The organism is Lutimonas saemankumensis, from assembly GCF_020171465.1.
GTDB lineage: Bacteria > Bacteroidota > Bacteroidia > Flavobacteriales > Flavobacteriaceae > Lutimonas > Lutimonas saemankumensis.
The window spans coordinates 29399-51841 of the sequence record NZ_JAIUZR010000003.1 but is presented as its reverse complement, the minus strand read 5'-3'; the positions used below and the strand labels follow the sequence as shown (position 1 = coordinate 51841).

General features: G+C 38.0%; 18 protein-coding genes. 4 read left to right on the top strand and 14 right to left on the bottom strand.

Annotated elements, in window-relative coordinates; all coding sequences use genetic code 11:
* Positions 1 to 12: 12 nt before the first annotated feature.
* The 11 genes from ribB to LCM02_RS01540 all read right to left on the bottom strand — a co-directional run bounded on the left by ribB (position 13) and on the right by LCM02_RS01540 (position 11056).
* On the bottom strand, positions 13 to 1158 hold the full coding sequence (ribB, locus tag LCM02_RS01590) for a 3,4-dihydroxy-2-butanone-4-phosphate synthase (RefSeq protein ID WP_224926563.1): 1146 nt from the start codon (positions 1156 to 1158) through the stop codon (positions 13 to 15).
* Between the two features lie 10 nt (positions 1159 to 1168).
* The gene (locus tag LCM02_RS01585) at positions 1169 to 2605 is read right to left on the bottom strand and encodes an LptF/LptG family permease (RefSeq protein WP_224926562.1); all 1437 of its coding nucleotides are present in this window, start codon (positions 2603 to 2605) and stop codon (positions 1169 to 1171) included.
* A gap of 28 nt (positions 2606 to 2633) precedes the next feature.
* On the bottom strand, positions 2634 to 3299 hold the full coding sequence (locus LCM02_RS01580) for a LolA family protein (RefSeq protein WP_224926561.1): 666 nt from the start codon (positions 3297 to 3299) through the stop codon (positions 2634 to 2636).
* On the bottom strand, positions 3286 to 5712 hold the full coding sequence (locus LCM02_RS01575; RefSeq protein WP_224926560.1) for an FtsK/SpoIIIE family DNA translocase: 2427 nt from the start codon (positions 5710 to 5712) through the stop codon (positions 3286 to 3288). The genes LCM02_RS01580 and LCM02_RS01575 overlap by 14 nt, the downstream gene beginning before the upstream one ends.
* Positions 5713 to 5779: 67 nt before the next feature.
* A complete protein-coding gene (locus LCM02_RS01570; RefSeq protein WP_262902475.1) occupies positions 5780 to 6148 on the bottom strand; it encodes a diacylglycerol kinase family protein in 369 nt (122 codons plus the stop codon).
* A 55-nt stretch (positions 6149 to 6203) separates the two neighbouring features.
* On the bottom strand, positions 6204 to 6704 hold the full coding sequence (gene tpx / locus LCM02_RS01565; RefSeq protein ID WP_224926558.1) for a thiol peroxidase: 501 nt from the start codon (positions 6702 to 6704) through the stop codon (positions 6204 to 6206).
* A gap of 96 nt (positions 6705 to 6800) precedes the next feature.
* On the bottom strand, positions 6801 to 7058 hold the full coding sequence (locus tag LCM02_RS01560) for a DUF6952 family protein (protein WP_224926557.1): 258 nt from the start codon (positions 7056 to 7058) through the stop codon (positions 6801 to 6803).
* A gap of 23 nt (positions 7059 to 7081) precedes the next feature.
* Positions 7082 to 7390 (bottom strand): thioredoxin family protein, encoded by a 309-nt coding sequence (locus tag LCM02_RS01555; protein ID WP_224926556.1) that lies wholly within the window; start codon positions 7388 to 7390, stop codon positions 7082 to 7084.
* A gap of 37 nt (positions 7391 to 7427) precedes the next feature.
* On the bottom strand, positions 7428 to 8066 hold the full coding sequence (locus tag LCM02_RS01550; protein ID WP_224926555.1) for a peroxiredoxin: 639 nt from the start codon (positions 8064 to 8066) through the stop codon (positions 7428 to 7430).
* Positions 8067 to 8364: 298 nt separating this feature from the next.
* Positions 8365 to 9753 (bottom strand): dihydrolipoyl dehydrogenase, encoded by a 1389-nt coding sequence (gene lpdA, locus LCM02_RS01545; protein WP_224926554.1) that lies wholly within the window; start codon positions 9751 to 9753, stop codon positions 8365 to 8367.
* A 67-nt stretch (positions 9754 to 9820) separates the two neighbouring features.
* Positions 9821 to 11056 (bottom strand): ABC transporter permease, encoded by a 1236-nt coding sequence (locus LCM02_RS01540; RefSeq protein ID WP_224926553.1) that lies wholly within the window; start codon positions 11054 to 11056, stop codon positions 9821 to 9823.
* 6 nt (positions 11057 to 11062) lie between these two features.
* Between LCM02_RS01540 and LCM02_RS01535 the strand changes: the two genes are divergently transcribed.
* The gene (locus LCM02_RS01535; RefSeq protein WP_224926552.1) at positions 11063 to 12331 is read left to right on the top strand and encodes an exo-beta-N-acetylmuramidase NamZ family protein; all 1269 of its coding nucleotides are present in this window, start codon (positions 11063 to 11065) and stop codon (positions 12329 to 12331) included.
* 35 nt (positions 12332 to 12366) lie between these two features.
* Here the strand turns inward: LCM02_RS01535 and LCM02_RS01530 are convergent, their stop codons facing one another.
* Positions 12367 to 12861, bottom strand: coding sequence for a YkgJ family cysteine cluster protein (locus LCM02_RS01530; protein WP_224927768.1), 495 nt, complete (start codon positions 12859 to 12861; stop codon positions 12367 to 12369).
* 89 nt (positions 12862 to 12950) lie between these two features.
* Between LCM02_RS01530 and argS the strand changes: the two genes are divergently transcribed.
* Together argS and LCM02_RS01520 are read left to right on the top strand one after the other, a co-directional pair.
* Positions 12951 to 14720: an arginine--tRNA ligase gene (argS, locus tag LCM02_RS01525; protein WP_394369930.1), complete on the top strand. Its 1770-nt coding sequence runs from the start codon at positions 12951 to 12953 to the stop codon at positions 14718 to 14720.
* A 123-nt stretch (positions 14721 to 14843) separates the two neighbouring features.
* A complete protein-coding gene (locus tag LCM02_RS01520) occupies positions 14844 to 15374 on the top strand; it encodes a hypothetical protein (RefSeq protein WP_224926551.1) in 531 nt (176 codons plus the stop codon).
* A 19-nt stretch (positions 15375 to 15393) separates the two neighbouring features.
* Here the strand turns inward: LCM02_RS01520 and LCM02_RS01515 are convergent, their stop codons facing one another.
* Both LCM02_RS01515 and gldJ read right to left on the bottom strand, forming a co-directional pair.
* Positions 15394 to 16674, bottom strand: a complete 1281-nt coding sequence (locus LCM02_RS01515; RefSeq protein WP_224926550.1) for a UDP-N-acetylmuramoyl-tripeptide--D-alanyl-D-alanine ligase — start codon at positions 16672 to 16674, stop codon at positions 15394 to 15396.
* An 85-nt stretch (positions 16675 to 16759) separates the two neighbouring features.
* The gene (gene gldJ / locus LCM02_RS01510; RefSeq protein WP_224926549.1) at positions 16760 to 18430 is read right to left on the bottom strand and encodes a gliding motility lipoprotein GldJ; all 1671 of its coding nucleotides are present in this window, start codon (positions 18428 to 18430) and stop codon (positions 16760 to 16762) included.
* Between the two features lie 136 nt (positions 18431 to 18566).
* On the opposite strand from gldJ, the gene porU reads away from it, so the two are divergent.
* Positions 18567 to 22424 (top strand): type IX secretion system sortase PorU, encoded by a 3858-nt coding sequence (gene porU / locus LCM02_RS01505; RefSeq protein WP_449566799.1) that lies wholly within the window; start codon positions 18567 to 18569, stop codon positions 22422 to 22424.
* The last annotated feature ends 19 nt before the right edge of the window (positions 22425 to 22443 follow it).

Below are 22443 nucleotides of genomic sequence, written 5' to 3'. Positions count from 1 at the left end.
CCTGGCCAAATACTAAAAAGAAACATAGCGAACCACTTCCAGCCCGTAACCAATCATTCCCACTCTTTTTCCAGAGTATTTGCTGTTGGAAATTAACTTTATCTTATTGATATTGAGATCATGGAGTATCTGAGCACCAATTCCAAAGTCTTTTTCATCCATTTTTACCAGGGGCTCTGGCGTATCCTTGTCTGATTCAATCTTTTTTAAATGCTTTAATCGATTAATCAAGTCGAAAGACTGATATTCCTGGTTTATGAAAACAACTGCACCCTTTCCCTCCTTATTTATGATATCAAACATCTTTCCAAGCCGGTCATCCGGATTATTCATCAAAGTTCCCACGATGTCATTATTGATAAGCGTCGAATTTACCCTGACAAGAACCTCCTCTCCCAATTTCCAGTTCCCTTTAGTGAGTGCCAAATGAACCTGGCCGTTGTTGGTTTGCTGATAAGCCCTGAGACAATACTTGCCAAATCTTGTCTCAACCGAAAAATCTTCTATTTTATCGATCAGTGAATCATGATTCATACGATAAGCCACAAGGTCTTCGATGGATATGATCTTTAAATCGTACTTCTTTGAAACCTCCATAAGTTGAGGTAAACGTGCCATTGTCCCATCCTCATTCAGAATCTCTACAAGGAGACCTGCAGGTTCCAGACCCGCTAATTTAGCCAGGTCAATAGCAGCTTCAGTGTGGCCGGTTCTTCTAAGCACTCCACCATCCTTTGCGCGCAAGGGAAATATATGACCCGGCCTTCCCAGGTCCTCTGCTTTGGTTTCCTTTAAAGTCAAAGCCTTTACGGTTTTGGCACGGTCATGTGCTGAAATCCCTGTGGTGCAACCATGGCCAATCAAATCAACAGACACGGTAAACTGTGTATTGTGCAATACTGTATTCTTTCCAACCATTAAGTCAAGATCCAGTTCTTCACATCTTGATTCTGTGAGGGGGGCGCAAATCAATCCGCGACCATTTGTTGCCATAAAATTGATCATCTCAGGAGTGACCATCTCTGCGGCTGCAATAAAATCACCCTCATTCTCTCTGCTTTCATCATCTACCACAATGACCATTTTTCCATCTTTTATGTCTTCAATGGCCTCTTCTATGGTGTTCAGCTTAATCACCGATGTAGTGTTGTCCTCCATAAGTCCCGAATTATTTTTTATTCAATTTAAAAAGTTTATTAAATACTGTTGTCACTGGTTGCAGAAAAGCATCCAGATTAAACAGTCCTTTATCGTTGGTTGCCCGGATCATTAATAACACGCCAAATGGTAAAAGGATAAATGTCGCCATCCATCCACCAATAAAAGGAGTTACCCTGTTTGATTCCGCCATATTCTTGCCGAAAGTAGAAATAAAGAAATAAATCACAAAAATGGTAACGGCAATGATCATGGGAAGCCCGAACCCTCCTTTTCTGATAATCGATCCCAACGGGGTTCCCACAAAAAATAAAACCAGGCATGCCACCGAAAAAGCTATCCTTTTATGAAACTCCACATTATATCCATTGATGATCTTTGTTTTATCTTTTAAGGTATTCTTAAAATTCCTGAGATTCTCCAGATTTCCAAGAACTGTTGTACTTGCATTCTTAGCTATGACCCTCCTGTTTCTCTCATTGAAATTATCCAGAATTTCAGGTTTCAAGGTTTTCCCTCCAAGAGAATCTTTTACTAAATTATTAACTTTCAAAGTGGTATAAACCCTGGAAGCACGGTTGATAACGAAATCTCTATAAGGTGTTTGCAGGGAATCAACAAAAAAATCAAGTTGCTTTAGACTCAACATTTCCTTACCTGTTTTATACCGAACCTCATCGGGGTCAAAATCACCTATATTGGAAACATCAATATTCACCTCATAATGATCAAAATGAGCCTTGGTAAAAGGAGCCCTTTTCCTGGATTCTACGGTAGTCTTATTACCGATCATGTCCTCGGCATAGTAACCATCCTCCAGGACCAGCGTCAGATATCTGCTGCCTTCTTCAGAAACGATTTCTCCTTTTTTAGCAGTGATCACCTTATTGTTTACCGTATTTGATCTCAGGTCATAAATAAGCACATTCTTTAGAAAGTTTTCTTCCTCACCATATTTCTCATCAAATTTGATACTGTAATTCGGTATCTCCGTGTTAAAAGTACCTGGAACCAGAGCCAATCCAGGCTCCTTCATTTTCATATTATAAATGAGGTTTTTAGATTTTAACGATGCATAGGGAAACACATAGTTCAGAAACAAAAAGTTGGCAATACTCATAAAAAACATAAGGATTACCAGTGGCCTGATAAATCTTTGCAAGGAGATACCCGCAGACTTTACTGCAGCGAACTCATAATTCTCAGCCATATTCCCCAAAGCCATTATGGAGGATAATAAAATAGCAATAGGAAGGGCCGTAGGGACCATCATCAAGGACATATAGCTCAAAAACTTGAGAATGATAACCATGCTAATTCCTTTACCCGCAATTTTATCGAACTGTAACCATAATGCCTGCATGATCAAAACAAACAAGATGATAAAAAATGTTGCTAAAAAAGGGGCCAGAAAGCTCTTAAGTATATATCTGTTTAGTATCTTCATCCATCACAAATCATCAGTTGACAAGGCTTTACTTATTGATCATATAATTCAGGTCCTCATACTTTTTTTCATTGAAAACAAACACTTTGCCATTGATCTCCTGATTTGTTTTGATATTCTTGGCGGTCAAAATCGTTCTTGTTTCGTTGTTTCCAATCTCAATGATCTGATATATATGGTTTGTTTTCGTATCAATTCCAACCAGGATACTTTTAATTTCTGAATTACTGTCTATCGGAGTCAGTTGAACAAATTGAATGTTTTTACCCCCTATTTTTTTCAATTCATCCATTTTATAGGTATAGCCTGATTTATAAAATGAATAAAACTTTGAAGGTGTAAAAGTATTTTCCTCGTCAATATCGGCTTCCGAAATATTGACCTCCTCATTCTCGGGGATAATTGTATAGGTCTTTACACCGTCGAAGATCTGTGTCGAGCCAAATAGATTGACAACATATTTTTCCCCTTGAAGAAGAACATCCCCAGACATTTCCTGAGTAACATCCTCTGCCCTGTTATCGAGGACATAATCAAAATCCATGGATAAGTTTTTATATGCACTCATTGTCGATGAAGCGTTGTCAAGTATAGACTTAGCCGATGCATCATTTTGCCCATTCATTGAACTTATCCAGATCAACCCCATAAAAAGGCTGCTAATCACTTTAAAATTTAATCTACTTCTGTTCATCATCTAAAAGTTGTTGCAGAGAAACCATGTCGGAAACCAGTACCTGCCTGGCTTTACTTCCTTCAAAAGGCCCCACAATATTAGCGGCCTCAAGCTGATCAATAATTCTTCCTGCTCTGTTATATCCTAATTTTAATTTTCGCTGTAATAATGAAGCCGATCCCTGCTGAGCAATGACGACAAGTTTTGCTGCCTCATCAAAAAGTTTATCCCGGCTTTCGATATCTATGTCAAGACTCGTGCCATTTTCTTCTCCTATGTATTCTGGCAGAATATGTGCCGTTGCATAAGCCCTTTGAGCTCCGATAAAATCAGTGAGCTGCTCCACCTCAGGGGTATCGATAAATGCACATTGCAATCTGGTCAGATCATTTCCTGTTGAAATCAGCATGTCTCCTTTTCCTATCAACTGGTCGGCCCCCTGAGAATCCAGAATTGTTCTTGAATCGATCTTGGAGGTCACCCTAAAAGCCACTCGAGCCGGGAAGTTCGCTTTTATTATTCCCGTAATCACATTTACAGAAGGCCTTTGTGTTGCAACGATCAGATGAATACCAATAGCCCGTGCCAGTTGTGCCAATCTTGCTATGGGGCCCTCTATTTCCTTTCCGGCAGTCATAATCAGGTCTGCAAACTCATCAATAACAAGTATGATATAAGGTAAATACCTGTGACCATTTTCCGGGTTCAGTTTTCTTGCAATGAATTTATTATTGTATTCCTTGATATTTCTAACATAGGCATTTTTTAAAAGATCATAACGATTATCCATCTCAATACACAGAGAATTTAGCGTGTTTATCACCATTTTTGTATCTGTGATAATGGCCTCTTCGGTATCCGGCAGTTTTGCCAGATAATGCCTTTCTATTTTATTGAATAAGGTAAGTTCTACTTTTTTAGGATCCACAAGTACGAACTTTACCTCTGCAGGGTGCCTTTTATAAAGAAGTGACGCCAAAACCGCGTTTAAGCCAACAGACTTCCCCTGCCCTGTAGCCCCGGCCATGAGCAAATGAGGCATTTTTGCAAGGTCAATAACATAGGTCTCATTTGAAATTGTTTTCCCTAAAGCTATGGGAAGATCCATTTTATTGTTCTGGAATTTCTGAGAGGACAAAACGGATTTCATCGAAACTATAGAAGGTTTCTTATTTGGTACTTCAATTCCTATGGTTCCACGACCTGGAATTGGGGCTATAATTCTAATGCCAAGGGCCGACAAAGACAGTGCAATGTCATCTTCAAGATTCTTTATTTTAGAAATTCTCACCCCGGCATCCGGGACAATTTCATACAAGGTAACAGTTGGACCAATGGTTGCTTTGATGCTTGCTATCCCTATTTTATAATTATTCAGGGTTTCAACGATCCTGTTTTTATTATTCTCTAATTCCTGTTTATTTATGTTAATATTTTCATTGGAATAATCCTTCAACAAACTGAGCTCAGGGAATCTATAATTAGACAATTCCAGTTTTGGATCAAATTCTCCAAAATCCTTAACCAGGCTGTTTGCCAGGTTTTTAATGGTATGTTCCTCCTCTACGGGGCCTTCAACGACAATTTCGATTTCCTCTTCATCCATTTCCGGGGGTTCCCCGACTTGTGAAAAATCCTCTTCCGACTTCGAAGTAACTTCAGGATCTAAAATTAATTCATCTTTTACTTCGGGCTCAGGACTAATAGTTTCAAACGACTCCAGCTCCAGATCCATTTCGTCATCCAGGCTGTCATAGGTCGTTTCGGTAATAAATCCTTCTTCGGTTACATCATCTGCAAAGACATTATTTTTCTCCTTTTTGGGCCTGGGTTTAGGTTTAGGGATCCATGATTTAATCTTGGAAGGCGTAATTTTAAAGGTTGTAATCAAAAACAGCAATAAAGAAATCATGAGAAGTAGCAATACTCCAATTCCGCCTATATATATCTGTAAAAATTCATTGATCTCGTATCCAACTTTTCCACCCAGAAGAGGATATTGCGGTCTTAGATAGGCAAGCCCCAGGGATAACCAAACCATGGCAGCCAATCCGTTGAACCATGATTTGGATAACTGTTTTACCGGAATATTAAGAATAATGTATAAGCCGGTAAAGAACAATAAAATCGGAAACACAAAAGTGGCTAGACCAAATCCGTCATAAACAAAAAAATCACTAATACTCGCGCCCAATTTACCAAGTAAGTTACTGGCGCTAAGAGATTTATTCGAAAAACCCTCCAAGACACTCTGATCCTCTTTCCAATGCTGCAGGAAAGAGTAAAACGAGATTAGTAGAAAAATGGCTGAAGAAAATACAAATACTCCAAAAACCAAATGGGTTTGCTGACTTTTAAAAAAGCCCAGTATCCTGGATGGTTTTTTTACTTTTTTCTTTCTTCGGGAAGTTGTTTTTTTTCCTTTGGACATAGGTCACAAAAATACACAAATAATTTAGCTTACAAACCCTGGTAATCAATTCGAAATTTAAGGAAAATTACAGTAGTTTCGGTAAGTAAATAATGAATCCGATGACTATGGCAATAATAGCAGCAAAGCTTACGGCTCCAGCTGAAATATCTTTTATAAAGCCAATCTTCTTATCATATTCAGGTTGAATATAATCACACAGTTTTTCTATAGCCGTATTTAAAGATTCCGCTACCAGAACCATTCCGATAGCGAAAATCTGTGCTATCCATTCAAATTTCGAAATATCAAGCCAAAAACCAACAATAGTCATCAAGATAGCAATGCCTGACTGAACCATGATACTGTGCTCCGTTGTAATCAAAAGCCAAAAGCCTTTTAAAGCATATTTCAAACTTTTGATTCTGCCGGTCACAAAACCATCTTGTTCGTTCATAATCACAGATTGAGAATTTTGGATTAATATTCTGAAAACAGAATGATTAATTTGATTATTTTAAGGCCTCGAGTGCTGCCTCATAATCTGGCTCCTGAGCTATTTCCGGAACCTGCTCCGTATAAGTTACAACTCCATTCTCATCAACAATAACCACCGCTCTGGACAATAACCCTTTCATAGGGCCTGTTTTAATGGTTACACCGTATCTACGCCCAAACTTTTTGGTAATAAAATCAGAAAGTGTGATAACATTTTCTATTCCTTCTGCAGCACAAAATCGTGAGTGAGCAAAAGGAAGGTCCTTTGACACGTGCAATACCACCGTATTATCCATTCCTGCAGCTGACTCATTGAATTTTCTTAGAGAGTTTGCGCAAATTCCCGTATCTATACTGGGCGTGATATTGATCAATACTTTTTTGCCTTTAAAATCTTTTAATTTGGCCGTTGAAAGGTCAACTTTTGTAAGTTTAAATTTTGGAGCTTTTTTACCAATTTTTGGCAATTTACCAATGGTTTTTATCTGATTTCCTTTCAGAGTTATTTTTGTCATAATACTATAAATTGAATTTCTAACTCAAATTTACGTAAAATAAAAACTCCCTAAACAATTAGGGAGTTTTTAAATTTAAAAAAAAAGTAATTTCTTTTATTGATCGATCGATCCAAGAACACGTTTCATAAAACCGTTAAGGGCCTTCTTTCTTGGGGTTCCTTTTTTCACTTCGGCGTGAACTTCCAAAGCCCCGTACATGTTCGAAATCAATTCTCCTATCACGTCCAGTTCTTCATCCTTCAGTGAACTCACTTCTGTCAGATCCTCTAAAACCTCAATGGTTTCAACAATATAGTCCTCGTCATTATTTTCAATAAAGGTACTGATCTGTTTGATAATAGGTATTTTCATATTCGAAATTTGATTAAAGTTAATTAAACAATTTCATCAACAAGTTCTTTCAAAACATCAAACTTATTCGTTTGAGTCTGATTCACTTTCTCTCCATTGACAAAAGTGGCAAATGTCGGTAAATTATCCACCTGTGCTAGCTTTCTGGATTCTGGAAACTTTTCTGCATCAACGATGATAAATTCCATTGAATCATTCTCACCCGAAAGTTTTTTGAACTTTGGCTTCATGATCCTGCAATTTCCACACCAGGAAGCTGAATACTGGACCACAACCTTTGATTTTTCCGAGACAACCTCATTCAGGTTGTCAGTATTTAATTCTGTTAACATAACGAATCAATTAAATAGTTTTTTAAAAAACTCAGATCTAATTAGCGCTCAGGTAAGAGGCAACCCCGTCTCTTGTGGCCTGCATGGCTTCCTTACCTTCCTTCCAGTTGGCCGGACATACTTCTCCTTTTTCCTGTACATGCGTATAAGCATCGATTAAACGAAGATATTCATCCACATTTCTACCCAAAGGCATATCATTCACACTTTCATGAAAAATCTTTCCTTCTTCATCAATTAAGTAAGTAGCTCTGTAAGTTACATAAGAACCATCGATCATTACATTTCCGGTCTCCTCATCATATTTTTCAGAAACCACGTCCAAAATTCCTAATTGAGATGACAAGTTACGGTTGGTATCAGCCAATAAAGGAAAGGTTACACCTTCTATGCCTCCATCTTCCTTTGAAGTATTCAACCATGCAAAATGAACCTCTGCTGTATCTACAGACGCCCCAATTACAATCGTGTTTCTTGCTTCAAATTCGCTAAGAGCATCCTGAAAAGCACGAATTTCGGTTGGACAAACAAATGTAAAATCTTTCGGGTACCAGAACAGCAACACTTTTTTGCCATTTTTTACTGCTTCTTCAAATACATTTACCTTAAATGTATCTCCCATTTCGTTCATTGCATCAACTTCAAAATTTGGAAACTTTTTTCCTACTAAAGCCATAGTCTATTTTTTTTTATTAATTGTTAAAATTCATTTTTACGCTTGCAAAAATAACCCATAGATAACCTTGTAAACAACTATTATTATTTCAATATTTTATACTGAAATAGATTTTCTTTATCAAAGTTTGAAATAGCATAATTCGCCCTTTTCATAGATTTTTTGAAGCCTGACAAAGATACTATGTTTCCTGATTTCCAGCATCCGAAAAGACCAAAAAAATCGCTTATATTTTAACGTATTTTGTTCAAATAAAAAAAGCACTCTTTCGAGTGCCTGATTATGATTTTAAGATCCTTTAAAGGTGAATCACCTCGTCATAGGCATCGGCAACAGCTTCCATCACCGCTTCACTCATCGTTGGGTGGGGATGTACTGCTTTTAAAACTTCATGCCCTGTAGTTTCAAGCTTTCTTCCCAAAACTGCTTCAGCGATCATATCTGTAACTCCGGCTCCAATCATATGACATCCAAGCCACTCTCCGTATTTCGCGTCAAAAATCACTTTTACAAAACCTTCCTTGGTTCCTGCAGCAGAGGCCTTACCAGAAGCAGAAAAAGGAAACTTACCAACTTTAATATCATATCCCTTCTCCTTAGCCTGTTTCTCCGTCAAACCAACACTTGCGATCTCCGGGCTCGCATAGGTACAACCCGGAATGTTGCCATAATCAATCGGTTCAGGATTGAGACCCGCTATTTTTTCAACACAGGTTATTCCTTCAGCAGAAGCCACATGGGCCAAAGCCGGTCCGGGAACAACATCTCCAATAGCATAATAGCCTGGTAAATTTGTCTGGTAGTAATCATTAACAAGAATCTTGTCTTTGTCTGTTACAATTCCAACGTCTTCCAAGCCGATATTTTCGATATTCGATTTTATCCCTACTGCAGACAGGACAATATCAGCCTCAAGAGAAACCTCTCCCTTTTTGGTTGAAACAGTAGCTTTTACCCCTTCACCAGAAGTATCTACCTTGGTCACACTTGAATTAGTCATGACCTTTATACCTGATTTCTTAAGAGAGCGCTCAAACTGCTTTGAAACCTCCTCATCTTCCAAAGGAACAAGGTTAGGTAAAAACTCAACGATAGTTACCTCGGTTCCCATTGAATTGTAGAAATAGGCAAACTCCACGCCAATGGCTCCAGAACCAACAATGATCATCTTTTTAGGCTGTTTTGGAAGCACCATGGCTTGCCTGTAACCGATTACTTTTTCTTTATCGATAGGTAAAAATGGTAACTCTCTTGATCTGGCACCTGTAGCTATAATGATATGATCCGCACTGTATTCCGTTGATTTTCCCTTGTCATCCTCAACTTCCACTTTCTTTCCGGGCTTAATCTTTCCGAAACCATTGATGATGTCAATTTTATTTTTTTTCATTAAAAACTGAACACCTTTGCTCATACCCTCGGCAACCCCGCGACTTCTCTTTACGACAGCTTCAAAATCCTTATCTATCTCCTTTGCCTTAAGGCCATAACTGTCTACGTGTTTCAAATATTCATACACCTGAGCGCTTTTTAGAAGTGCCTTGGTCGGGATACAACCCCAGTTTAAACAAATTCCGCCTAATTCTGCTTTTTCAACTACAGCTACTTTAAATCCAAGCTGAGAAGCTCTGATTGCCGTGACATAGCCTCCGGGACCGCTTCCGATAACAATAATGTCGTATTTCATATGTTCAAAATAATTAATTTCTTATTCGATAGACCCCAATATGAGGGTCGATTTTAGGAATGCAAATTTAATCAAATTTTATCGCTTTTACCGGACTAATTTTACTTACTATATAAGATGGTACAATTAGCATCAATAAGCACAATAGCAAGGTGCCTAAATTAATATAGATAATCGCCGGAATCCCAAGGTAAACAGGGGCTTGATTTACATAGTAAGTTTCCGGGTTCAATTTGATAATTCCAAAATATTTTTGACTCAGCAACAGCCCCACTCCAATAAGGTTCCCCCAGAACAATCCTTTTGCGATCAAAAAAGACGCATTGTATAAAAAGATTTTTCTGATGCTCCAGTTGTGATTACCGAGTGCCTTTAAAATTCCTATCATTTGAGTTCTTTCTAAAATTAAAACCAATAGGGCTGTGATCATGTTAATGCCTGCGATCAAAATCATAATACCTATGATCACAACAATGTTTGTATCAAATAGCGCCAGCCACTCATAAATTGCCGGATATTTTTCTGCTGTTGTATAGGCATTCAGAGAGGGGTCTATAGCTTCGTAAACTTCAAAACCAGTCTCTCTGAGCCGGTCAAAATCGTGGATATATAATTCAAATCCGCCAACCTGATCTTCCGCCCATTTATTAATCCTTTGAATATGTCTGATGTCGCCAATCATCAATGTTTCGTCAAATTCTTCAAATCCTGAGTCGTATATACCGCTGATCACAAACTTTCTTGAATTTGGTGCCTTGTTCGGGTCGTTTTTTACAAAAAATGTATAAAATTCATCCCCGATTCCCAGACGTAATCGCGATGCCGTTTTCACTGACATAAGGACTTCATTTGAGAGATCCCCTTTTAGATCTGGAATCGATCCTTCTTTGAGATATTCTTTAAAAAAAGACCAGTTATAATCCTTGTCAACTCCCTTCAGGACAATTCCTTCGAACTCATTGGGAGTTCTTATAATTCCCGCTTTAGTGGCAAAAACCTGTACTTGTTTTACGTTTGGAACAGAAGTAAATTCGGGATAAAAATCCTGATTCTTAGATACGGGAATAACGGTCACCCTCGAATTATTACTATCGAAATTGATAATCTGTATATCTCCGTTAAATCCTGAAATTTTTTCCTTTATCTTTTTCTGTAAACCAACACCTGTGGCTACCGAAAAAAGCATGACTACGATCCCTATGGCAATGGCAAGAATAGAGATTTTTATTATAGGCGATGAAACACTATTTTTGTGTTCCTTGGAGGCGATAATGCGCCGGGCTATAAATAATTCGTAATTCAAATTGAAATGAAAAGGTTAATTCGGTCCAAAAATACATATTTAATTTTAGTAACTGAATTAATAGCCTTCGTTCTTTTACTCTCCTCTTTTTCCAAAAAAACGGAATTTATCTCCGCTCAACCTTACAACAAAAACCGGACCTTGCAAGCGGATGCTGACAGCTTGATCATTGTACCCGCTGCCGATCTGATGAATGCCTACCTTCCCTTTCTTCACAATAAGAAAATTGCCGTTGTGGCCAATCAGACAAGTATCGTTAAAAAAGGGTCCCTTAAAAGTAATGTGGAGTTTACACATTTGATAGACACCTTACTCAGTCACAACATAGTAATTCAAAAAGTCTTTGCCCCTGAACACGGGTTTCGCGGACGAATTGATGCAGGTGAAAAAGTGGAGGATGACAAAGACAAAAAAACGGGACTGACTATTATTTCACTCTATGGTAAAAACAAAAAACCAAGTGCTGAACATTTAAAAGATGTTGATCTTGTTTTATTTGATATTCAAGATGTTGGAGTTAGGTTTTACACCTATATCTCCACAATGAGCCTGGTAATGGAGGCCTGCGCTGAATCGGATATACCCATGATAATTCTGGACAGGCCCAACCCAAACGGTCATTATATTGACGGTCCTGTTCTTGATTCCAGGTACAGTTCATTTTTAGGTATGCACGAAGTTCCCCTTGTTTACGGAATGACCATGGGAGAATATGCCCAAATGGTCAATGGAGAATACTGGCTCAAGGATAGTTTAGTCTGTGAATTAAAAATAATTCCTGTCTTGAATTATACCCACTTAAGTAAATACAGCCTCCCCGTAAGGCCTTCGCCTAATCTGCCTAATGACCAATCGATCAACCTGTACCCAAGTCTTGGATTTTTTGAAGGAACCGTTATCAATGCAGGTAGAGGATCTGAATTCCAGTTTCAAAGATACGGTGCCCCTTTCTTCCCACCTTCAGAATTTAGTTTCACCCCCCAGGAAAATTTTGGTTCAAAATACCCGAAATTTAAAGGAGAAAAATGCTATGGTGTTGATTTGACAAAAGCTGAGCATCAGGCCAAAGTGAATCTGGAATGGCTGCTGGATGCTTATCATAAAACTCCAAAGGATACGGATTTTTTTGGTAAAACCTTTACCGCTCATGCAGGTAACGAAACACTCAGAAAACAAATTGAAAAGGGTCTGACTTCTGAAGAAATAAGAAAAAGCTGGACAAAGAATATTGAAAAATTCAAATTGATCAGGGAAAATTATTTGATCTATCCCTGATGTTTTTTATCTATGAATTATATGATTCGTTATTTCTATAAAGGAAGCTTTACTTTTAAGGTTTCTACAATATTGTAAACGGCCGGGCATATTTCTGTATTCTTAATTGTAAGCTCTGTCAGCTGACTAAATTTTTTCCTGTTGGTATGAGGGTACTCACTGCAGGCCTTGGGCCTTACTTCATAGATAAAACAGCTGTTATCCTGATCTAAAAAAGCACAGGGTGATGATTGAAGTACCATAAAATCATCCTCATCCCTCTTTAGGTACTGAGACACGAAATTACGCTCCTTCATCCTTAAAAATTTTGAAATTCTGCTGATATCTTTTTCCGTAAAAATCGGACTCGTGGTTTTGCAACAGTTAGCACAGGTCAAACAATCAGTATTTTCAAATTCAGCCTCGTGTATTTCCTGCATTAATAAATCCAGGCGCTTTCTCTGTTTGCTTTTCAATTTCTTGAAATACTTTTTGTTCTCAGCCCTTTTTTCAAGCGACCTTTTAGGTAAATCCCTGATTATTTTATCCATTTCATCCATCGCAGTCATCAAATGTACAATAACTCATCCATTATCAAGTGAAAATAATTATTTTTGCGGCTCTCGTAAATATAATTGTCGTGGTTCAAAATATACTCGATCCTATAGCCAAAGAAGGAATCAAATCTATTTATGAAATTGAAATAGATAAACTGGAATTTCAGGAAACAAGAAAGGACTTTAAAGGAGATATTACAATTGTTGTTTTTCCTCTTCTTAAACATATCAAAGGCAATCCGTTTCAGATTGCCACCGAATTAGGGAATTACCTGAAATCTCATGCAGAATCAGTTTCTGAATTCAACGTGGTAAAAGGGTTTTTGAATTTAGTGATTACCGACAACTATTATCTTGAAAACTTCGGCAAGATATCAGAATTTGAAGATTTTGGGATCGTAAAGGATAAGAAAGGAGCCGTTATGGTGGAATATTCTTCACCCAACACCAATAAACCATTACATCTGGGACACATTCGAAATAATCTTTTAGGTTATTCTGTTTCTGAAATCATTTCGGCAGCAGGTAAAAAAGTATACAAGACCCAGATCATCAATGATCGTGGAATACATATTTGCAAAAGCATGGTAGCCTGGTTAAAATTTGGCAATGGAGAAACTCCCGAGGGGACAGGGCTAAAAGGTGACAAGCTTGTTGGAAACTATTATGTTGCTTTTGACAAACAATATAAAAAAGAGATAGAATCTCTTGTGAAAGATGGAATATCCGAAGAGGAAGCCAAGAAGCAGGCGCCCATTCTATTGGAAGCCCAGGAAATGTTAAGAAAATGGGAAGCAGGAGATCCTGAAACGGTCTCACTTTGGAAAAAAATGAATCAATGGGTTTACGACGGTTTTGATATCAGTTACCAGGAACTGGGCGTAAATTTTGACAAGAATTATTATGAAAGTGACACCTATCTGTTAGGTAAGGAAGTTGTGGCCCATGGACTTGAGAAAGGAATTTTCTATAAAAAAGAGGACGGTTCAGTTTGGATAGATCTAACCGATGAGGGCCTGGATGAAAAAATTGTTTTAAGAGCTGATGGAACTGCAGTTTATATGACCCAGGATATAGGAACGGCAATCCAGAGAATTAAGGATTTCCCGGATATTGATGGCCTGGTTTATACCGTGGGAAATGAACAGGACTATCATTTTAAAGTACTGTTTTTAATTCTTAAAAAAATGGGATTTGACTGGGCTCAGAATTTGCATCACCTTTCCTATGGAATGGTGGACCTTCCGGAAGGGAAAATGAAATCAAGAGAAGGAACCGTTGTTGATGCGGACGATCTTATGAAAGAAATGAGTTCCACGGCCGGCGAAATTTCTGAAGAACTTGGGAAACTAGAAGGATATTCGCAGGAAGAAAAGAACAGGTTGTATAAGATCATTGGCCTGGGAGCCCTGAAATATTTTATTCTTAAGGTAGACCCTAAAAAAAGAATTTTGTTCGACCCTAAGGAATCCATCGACTTTAACGGAAACACAGGGCCTTTTATTCAATATACCTATGCGAGAATTCAGTCTATCCTGAGAAAGGCAAAATTCAAACCGGGATCAGAAATAGCAATTAAAGATTTGAATTCAAAAGAGAAAGAGTTGTTAAAGTTATTGGAGAACTTCCCGGTTGTTGTTCAAAATGCTGCGGATAGCCTTAGCCCGGCCCTGATAGCAAATTACAGTTATGACCTGGTAAAAAACTATAATTCTTTTTATCAAAGTGTTCCTATTTTTGGGGCTGATAAAGAAGAAGAAAAGCAGTTTCGGGTTCATTTATCTTATGCCGTTGCATGTGTAATTCGCTCGTCTTTTAAACTTTTAGGGATCGATGTCCCGGAACGAATGTAATGATATATACCCTCCACAGGGTATGGGCTTTTTTTTGATTACTTAAATAAAAATGATAACTTGCATACTTGTTATTTATTAAAAATACACGTTTCACGTGGTATTTTTTGATTTAAAATTATTATGAAAAAAAGAAAAATAATTGCCCCCCTCATTTTATTTTTGTCTTTTTATGTAGGTCAGGCTCAATTGATTATGATTGATGACGAGACCGGGGAATTCAGATATGAAGAAGTAGTAAGGGCAGAAGGATTAAGCAGTTCTGAGATCAAAACAAGAGCCATTGCCTGGCTTGGAAACTATTACACGCAGATAGATTCAGCAAGAATTGACTCCAACAGTGTAAAACAATTAAATACCTATCATTTTAAATGGAAATTGATTCGTAAAGATATTAAGGTAGATCTATTCTTTGACCTAAAGATCATTGCCAAGGACAATCGCTATAAATACGATTTTCATAACTTCAAGGTAGGAAAATTAAAAGGCTCTACGGTTGATGGCATGGAATTGAAGACCTACATAGACAGATTTCCAACAGATTATCAGATCCTTATTGAGGAACCTATTGATAACGAAATGACATCCGCAATAGAAAGTCTCATTTATTATGTCTCCAACAATAAAATGGAACCTACTGAGGATGACTGGTAGGATCGGTAAATAAATCTGATCACAGAAACTCCAGCGTCCGCTCCAAAGCCATTCCGCGAGAGGCCTTTATCAAAATCGTGCTGTTTTCAATACTTAATTCACGGAATTGATCTTTAAATTCTTCAAAAGAAGGATATTTGATAATAGAATCATTGGTGAGTTTCGTTTTTGAAAAGTTCTCTCCTATTAAGAATATTTTATCAAGGTTTGATTCTGAGGCAAGAGATGCGATCCTTTCATGTTCCAAACCACTGTCATCTCCAAGTTCAAACATATCGCCTAATACTGCTATTTTCCGGTCGGCCGATAGTTTCGATAAATTATCAATGGCGACTTCCATACTGTTGGGGTTGGCATTGTAAGCATCGAGAATGATCCTGTTTGAATTAATATCTAAGATTTGAGATCTGTTGTTTTTAGGAACATAGGCCTCTATCCCTTTTTTTATCTCTGTAGCTTCAATTCCAAAATATGCACCAATCGCAACAGCGACAGCTATATTGGTGTAATTATAATTTCCAATAAGCTGACTTTGAATTTCAACCTGATCAAATTCCATCCTTACAAAAGGGTCCGCGCTTAGAAAATGAGTTTTGAAGTGCACATCATTTTCGGCACCAAACAAGATCCTGTTCATACCTTCAGATCGATCCATTTGAATCTGGTCCTCACTGTTCACAAAAACTTTTTTTCCATGAGCCGCCAGGTGCCTGTACATTTCTGTTTTTCCCTGAATCACACCTTCAAAACTTCCGAACCCCTCGAGATGAACCCTTCCAAAGTTAGTTATATAGCCATAATCCGGTAAGGCAATTTTACATAACTCATCGATTTCCAACTGATGATTTGCCCCCATTTCGATGACCCCGAACTCGTGCTCGGTAGAAAGAGTGAGTAAGGTTAAAGGAACGCCGATATGATTGTTTAGATTTCCCGAAGTGGCAAGACAATTGAATTTACGCTTCAATACGGCATGTATCAACTCTTTTGTAGTGGTCTTTCCATTGCTGCCCGTCAGGGCCAAAATAGGAATATTCAACCGTTCTCTGTGGTATCGGGCCAGGTCCTGCAGACATTTCAAAACATCGTCAACCAGAATCATACGATCATCGGTATCATATATTTCCTCATCGATTACGGCAAACCTGGCTCCCTTGTCCAGAGCCTCTTTTGCATATTTGTTCCCGTTAAAACTCTCCCCTTTTAATGAGAAATACATGCAATCTCGCACGTCCTCTCTTGTGTCTTTTACAACCTTAAGACACTCCTTGTAACATGTGTATATTTCCTCTATTCCCATAAAGTAAATGTAAAAAAAAACTCAACATCAGTTCATGATATTGAGTTTTTTGAAATTATATTGCGGTCCTTACTATTTGTCCGAACTATTTAGATTGTTTCCTTCTTCTGGAATACGACATCTGACCTAATTTATCTGTGGCACATCTAAATCCGATATAGTTGGTTGCCATATATTCAGGAAGATACCTTCTTTGTGCAGGATCCATCCAGTAAGCCCTGTCTTTCCATGAACCCCCTTTGAAAACCCTTGTCTGGTCACTGATCAATGTAGTTCTGGTTTTGGTATCATATTGTTGAATGATCAATCCACTTTCTCCAATCTGCCTTGGAATTTTTGGTGAGTTGTACATTCTTGGCTTTTCCTCTGAATCGTCTTCATCTCTGAAGAATTGTTTCGTTGAAGCAAGATCCCCGTCTCGATTATCAATATTGTACGCTTTCTCATAGTTATTTCGCATGAATGCGTCTCTCTTGGTAACAGGTACATATTTCACACTTCCCGGAAGGTCTCTCGGAACAATTCTTCCGTTATCAAGTGTATCGAACTCAACAGTATTGTAATCTACTACAACAACATTTCCTTCTTTATCAATTTGCTTTTTGTTAAAAACATTACCTCTGAAGTAACTGAAATCGTTTGCATCGTTATCGATAATCGGTCTGTAAACATCTGCCACCCATTCGGCAACATTACCACTCATGTCATATAGTCCAAAGGCATTTGGTTTATAAGATTTGATTCTCATTGTGATATCCGCACCATCATTACTCCAGCCTGCTAAACCACTATAATCTCCTTTACCTTGCTTGAAGTTGGCCATTTGGTCACCTCTGTATCTTCTGGATTGCTCACGAGTAGAATTCCCGTTCCATGAATATTTCTTTCTACCGCGAATCGAATTGTATTCTCTGTTTTCAATTTCAGCTTTGGCTGCATATTCCCATTCGGCTTCTGTAGGCAACCTGAATCGCTGTGCAAGAATTCCGTCTGAGGTCTTTACATGACGTCCGGTAAATGATCCCTCTGTTTTCTTCTCCTTTTTTGAAAAATCTTTTATCCCTTTATAATAGATCGTAGAGTCTCCATCAAACAAAAGGTTAGGGTTCGTCAAATAGGTTTCAGTATCAAATCTGTTGGCACCCTCAACTTTTAAGGAATCCATATCGAATAGAGTATGAAGAACACCTTTGTCAATAAGAATTTTTTCATTAACTCTGTCAGTTCTCCACTTACAATATTCAGAAGCCTGCCTCCATGAAACTCCCACAACAGGATATTCTGCATAGGCTGGGTGTCTTAAATAGTTTTCAGTCAATAATTCATTGTATCCCAGTGTATTTCTCCATACCAAAGTATCCGGCAACGCTGCCTGATAGATCTTTCTGTAAGTATCGTCAGACGGAGGGAATACTTTCTCTAAATACTGAAGATATAATAAATACTCAATATTGGTAACCTCTGCCTCATCCATGTAGAATGACCTCACCTGTTGTTTTACCGGGGTGGTATTCCAATCAAACATGACATCGTCCTGAACGCTACCCATGGTAAAGGTACCTCCTTCAATTAACACCATACCTGGAGGCGGCCCTTGCTCACGATAATTGGAATTGGCCTGAAACCCTCCATATTTTGGGTTGTTATACTCCCAACCGGTTAAAGTGGAAACACTCTTATTACTTTTAGAACAGCTCGTAAGAAGAACGGCCGAAAACAATATGAGTAAAACTTTGTTACTGCTAAACTTTTTCATAATTATTGATTAACTATTTTTTTGATAAATACAAAAATTATTGACATGGATATTCCAGGTCGAGCCTGATACATTTTCCAGTTTCAATGCTTGTATAACGATTGTTTTAATTCTTTATTATGTGTAATGTTGTAAAATGTTTAATTTTGACTGTTTTCAGCCCTATATGACTTTCAAAAAGTATATTTTTTTTTGTTTTATTGCATTTCACACTTTGCAATCCGTTGGTCAAATTTCATCATCAAAAACATTTGATCTCATCTGGGACGATCAAAAAACGGTAAAATTGAACGAATCAAGGTCCGTTGTCTTGCCCCTGGTTGAAGGAAACTTATTTGACGGAAAAAACCTTCCAACATACACTCAAATATTTAACGTGCAAAACAACACAATCGTACATGAATACCAAATAAAAAATGTTAAATTTTCGCCATTGCCTGACCGGTTCCTTGGAGGCATCCTGAAAAAAGACATTCCATCTGAAATTCAAAGTGAATTTTCCATAGGACATTCAGCAAAAACGGACAGGGCAATACTACAAATAACACCCCTCGTAAATAACAATGGCACGATTCAAAAGATCACCTCCTTTACTTTGTCCTATACCTTAAAAGAAAGCACTTCAAACCCCTTCTTATCGGGGAACAAAAGCAGCTTAAAATCAGATCGCTCAGTCCTTTCATCCGGAAACTGGTATAAATTTAGGATCGATACGACCGGAATTTTTAAAATAGATCGGGACATGCTTCAGAAAATAGGAATTTCCACCTCGGGACTTGATCCGAGAAATATTAGGATTTATGGCAACGGAGGGAAAATGCTTCCACAGTTGAATGGTAAATTCAGATATGAAGATTTACAGGAAAATTCAATCTTTATCAGTGGTGAGCAAGATGGGGTTTTTGATGATGAGGACTATATTCTTTTTTTCGGGCAAGGACCTCATCACTGGGAATACAATTCAGACGATTTTCGATCCTCAAAGCATAAATACAACATTTACAGTGATTTTAGTTACTACTTCATTACAACTGATCTTGGAATCGGTAAACGTGTAAAAAATAAAGATCCTATTGAACTTCCTGCACAGGAACAAATCAATTCTTATGAAAGGTTTGATTTCTACGAACTGGATGAAGTTAATTTATTCGCCAATGGACAGCAATGGCTGGGAGAAGATTTTAGTTTTGAATCATCACAGATTTTCCGTTTTGATTTTAACGACATTCTTCCAAATGAAGAAATAAGTGTCCGTGTTAGAGGTGTAGCTGCATCGACCAGTAATACCTCCATGGATGTCACTCTAAATAATCAGCCCTTGATGTCATTAAGTTATACGGCTGTTTCAAACAATAGCATCACCAAAGCCACTTCAGATGACAGAAGGGCCATTGGTCAGTCAAATGCTGAACAGATTGAAATTGGAATTACTTACAACAATTCCGGAAATCCTTCATCAAGGGCTTATTTGGATTTTATTGAGTTAATTGGCAAATGCGAACTGGTCTGGAGAGGGAATCAATTCACATTTCGAAATTCAGAGGCATCTGATCCGGGAAGAATCTTTGAGTACCTCATTGAAAACTCCTCCGAATCAGCTGAAGTCTGGGACCTTCAGGATCCTTTGAATCCTGAAAAAATCGAAAATCAGGATACCGGGAGCAATTTTGTTTTCAAAACAGCAGGCCATGAAGGTTATTTTATCGTACATGGAACCGATGATTATTTTATCCCTGAAGCCATTGAGGACAATGTCGTTCCCAATCAAAATCTGCATGGCCTGCGCGATCTGGACTATATAGTAATAACGCCTAAAAATCTTAAATCTGAGGCTGAGCGTCTTACAGACTATCATACAAATGTGTCGGGTTTTAATGCTCGTGTTATTGAATTGAATGAAATTTTCAACGAATTCGGATCGGGATCCCGGGATCTGACCGCGATTCGTGATTTTATTCGATTCTTATACCTCAATGCTTCGGGAGATCAGGACAGAATTAAATATGTTTGCCTCTTCGGAGATGCCTCTTTTGATTTTAAAGACAGGATCACTGACAATAACAATATCGTTCCGGCATTTCAATCGTATGAGAGTTTTAATCTGGCAACAGCTTATGTAACAGATGATTATTTCGGGATGATGGATGATGGGGAAGGAGAATTAAGGAGTTCAGACATACAGGATGTAGCGATGGGAAGGTTTCCTGTTTCCTCACTTAAGGAAGCACGAGAACTTGTAGATAAAACTCTTAGCTACTACTCCGCGGAATCTATCGGGAACTGGAGAAATAAATTAACATTTATAGCTGACGATCCTGATAATTCAGGAGAATTCGTTCTTCAAAAGGCGCTGGATCTGATTACTGAAGAAATAGAAGAAAAAAAACCTTCCTTCAATATTAAAAAAATCTATGCCGATGCCCATCAGCAGGAATCCACGGCAGGGGGTGAAAGGTATCCTACGGTCAATGAGGCAATCAATAATGCCGTTGAAACGGGAACCCTGATGATCGATTATTTTGGTCATGGAGGTGTTAACGGATGGGCCGAAGAAAGAATTTTAGAAGTACCTCAGATTCAAAGCTGGAATAATTCAAAAACCCTCCCTCTGCTGGTTACGGTTACCTGTGAGTTTGCCAGATTTGACAATCCTATAAGGCCGACCGCAGGAGAATATACTTTATGGAACGCTCAGGGGGGAGCCTCTCACCTGATTTCCACAACACGTGAAATATTTATAAGTGTTGGGGAGGTGTTTAACCGTAACCTGATTAAAAACCTTCTTGGTTTTGACGGACAGGATTACAGCATTTCAGAAGCCTTGATGTACGCCAAACACGAATCCTTTACCTCCCAGCGCTTTTTTGTATATAGTTTTGGCGATCCAGCAATGAAAATGGCTCAGGTAAAACCTAACATTGAGATTACTAAAATGAATGGTACCGATCTCGATCAAAAACGAGATACTTTGAAAGCACTTTCCAAAATACAAATTGAAGGAAGGGTTACCGATGAAAACAATCAGCCCATAAATGATTTTAACGGCACCTTGAGCGCAACCATATATGACAAGCCTCTTGACAAGACAACTCTTGATAATGATAATCTGGGTAAAAAGATGCCTTTTACAGCCATTGAAAGTAAAATATTCAGTGGACGGTCCTCGGTAAATAACGGGAAATTTCAATTGGACTTTATAGTACCTAAAGACATTCGGATCGCCTATGGAAATGCAAAAATCAGTTTGTATGGTGAAAATAATATTTCGGACAGAAACGGAGCTGACCTGAGTATAACAATTGGAGGAATTGATGAAAATGCTCCCGAAGATTCTCAGGGGCCTGAAATCAGACTTTTCATGAATGATGAATCTTTTGTGGACGGGGGTAACACAAGTGAGTCACCGGTACTTTATGCCATCCTTGAGGATGAATCAGGAATCAATACTTCAATAACTGCGGTAGACCATGATATCATTGCAATTCTTGACGATGATAACAACAACCCTTATGTCTTGAATGACTATTACGAGACCGAATTAGATAACTTTCAAAAAGGAAAAGTCAAGTTTCCTTTCAGAGATCTGGAACCAGGATTACACACAATAAAATTTAAATGTTGGGATACATACAATAATCCATCAGAATCAACGTTAAGTTTTATTGTAGTCAATGACAACGACTTAATATTAAGTAACGTATTGAATTATCCGAATCCGTTCATTAATTATACCGAATTTTGGTTTAATCACAACAAACCAAACGAACCCTTAGACGTTCAGGTACAAATTTTTACGGTTTCAGGTAAACTCATAAAAACCCTTCACCAATCTGTGCAATCAGACGGGCTTCTATCCAGAGATATTTCCTGGGACGGTCTTGATGATTTCGGCAACAAAATTGGTAAGGGCGTTTATGTATACAAGCTTCATGTTAGATCTCAAATCACAACGGCGAAGGCTGAAAAATTTGAAAAACTTGTCATTTTACAATAACAATTTAGATCTAAATCCC

What these genes read in the sequence shown, in the direction of transcription:
- LCM02_RS01585 (WP_224926562.1), bottom strand. Translation starts at nt 2,605, where the DNA reads ATGAAGATACTAAACAGATATATACTTAAGAGCTTTCTGGCCCCTTTT.
- LCM02_RS01570 (WP_262902475.1), bottom strand. Translation starts at nt 6,148, where the DNA reads ATGAACGAACAAGATGGTTTTGTGACCGGCAGAATCAAAAGTTTGAAA.
- ribB (WP_224926563.1), bottom strand. Translation starts at nt 1,158, where the DNA reads ATGGAGGACAACACTACATCGGTGATTAAGCTGAACACCATAGAAGAG.
- LCM02_RS01550 (WP_224926555.1), bottom strand. Translation starts at nt 8,066, where the DNA reads ATGGCTTTAGTAGGAAAAAAGTTTCCAAATTTTGAAGTTGATGCAATG.
- LCM02_RS01555 (WP_224926556.1), bottom strand. Translation starts at nt 7,390, where the DNA reads ATGTTAACAGAATTAAATACTGACAACCTGAATGAGGTTGTCTCGGAA.
- porU (WP_449566799.1), top strand. Translation starts at nt 18,567, where the DNA reads ATGTTTAATTTTGACTGTTTTCAGCCCTATATGACTTTCAAAAAGTAT.
- LCM02_RS01575 (WP_224926560.1), bottom strand. Translation starts at nt 5,712, where the DNA reads ATGTCCAAAGGAAAAAAAACAACTTCCCGAAGAAAGAAAAAAGTAAAA.
- LCM02_RS01515 (WP_224926550.1), bottom strand. Translation starts at nt 16,674, where the DNA reads ATGGGAATAGAGGAAATATACACATGTTACAAGGAGTGTCTTAAGGTT.
- gldJ (WP_224926549.1), bottom strand. Translation starts at nt 18,430, where the DNA reads ATGAAAAAGTTTAGCAGTAACAAAGTTTTACTCATATTGTTTTCGGCC.
- lpdA (WP_224926554.1), bottom strand. Translation starts at nt 9,753, where the DNA reads ATGAAATACGACATTATTGTTATCGGAAGCGGTCCCGGAGGCTATGTC.
- LCM02_RS01530 (WP_224927768.1), bottom strand. Translation starts at nt 12,861, where the DNA reads ATGGATAAAATAATCAGGGATTTACCTAAAAGGTCGCTTGAAAAAAGG.
- tpx (WP_224926558.1), bottom strand. Translation starts at nt 6,704, where the DNA reads ATGACAAAAATAACTCTGAAAGGAAATCAGATAAAAACCATTGGTAAA.
- LCM02_RS01535 (WP_224926552.1), top strand. Translation starts at nt 11,063, where the DNA reads ATGAAAAGGTTAATTCGGTCCAAAAATACATATTTAATTTTAGTAACT.
- LCM02_RS01580 (WP_224926561.1), bottom strand. Translation starts at nt 3,299, where the DNA reads ATGAACAGAAGTAGATTAAATTTTAAAGTGATTAGCAGCCTTTTTATG.
- LCM02_RS01520 (WP_224926551.1), top strand. Translation starts at nt 14,844, where the DNA reads ATGAAAAAAAGAAAAATAATTGCCCCCCTCATTTTATTTTTGTCTTTT.
- LCM02_RS01560 (WP_224926557.1), bottom strand. Translation starts at nt 7,058, where the DNA reads ATGAAAATACCTATTATCAAACAGATCAGTACCTTTATTGAAAATAAT.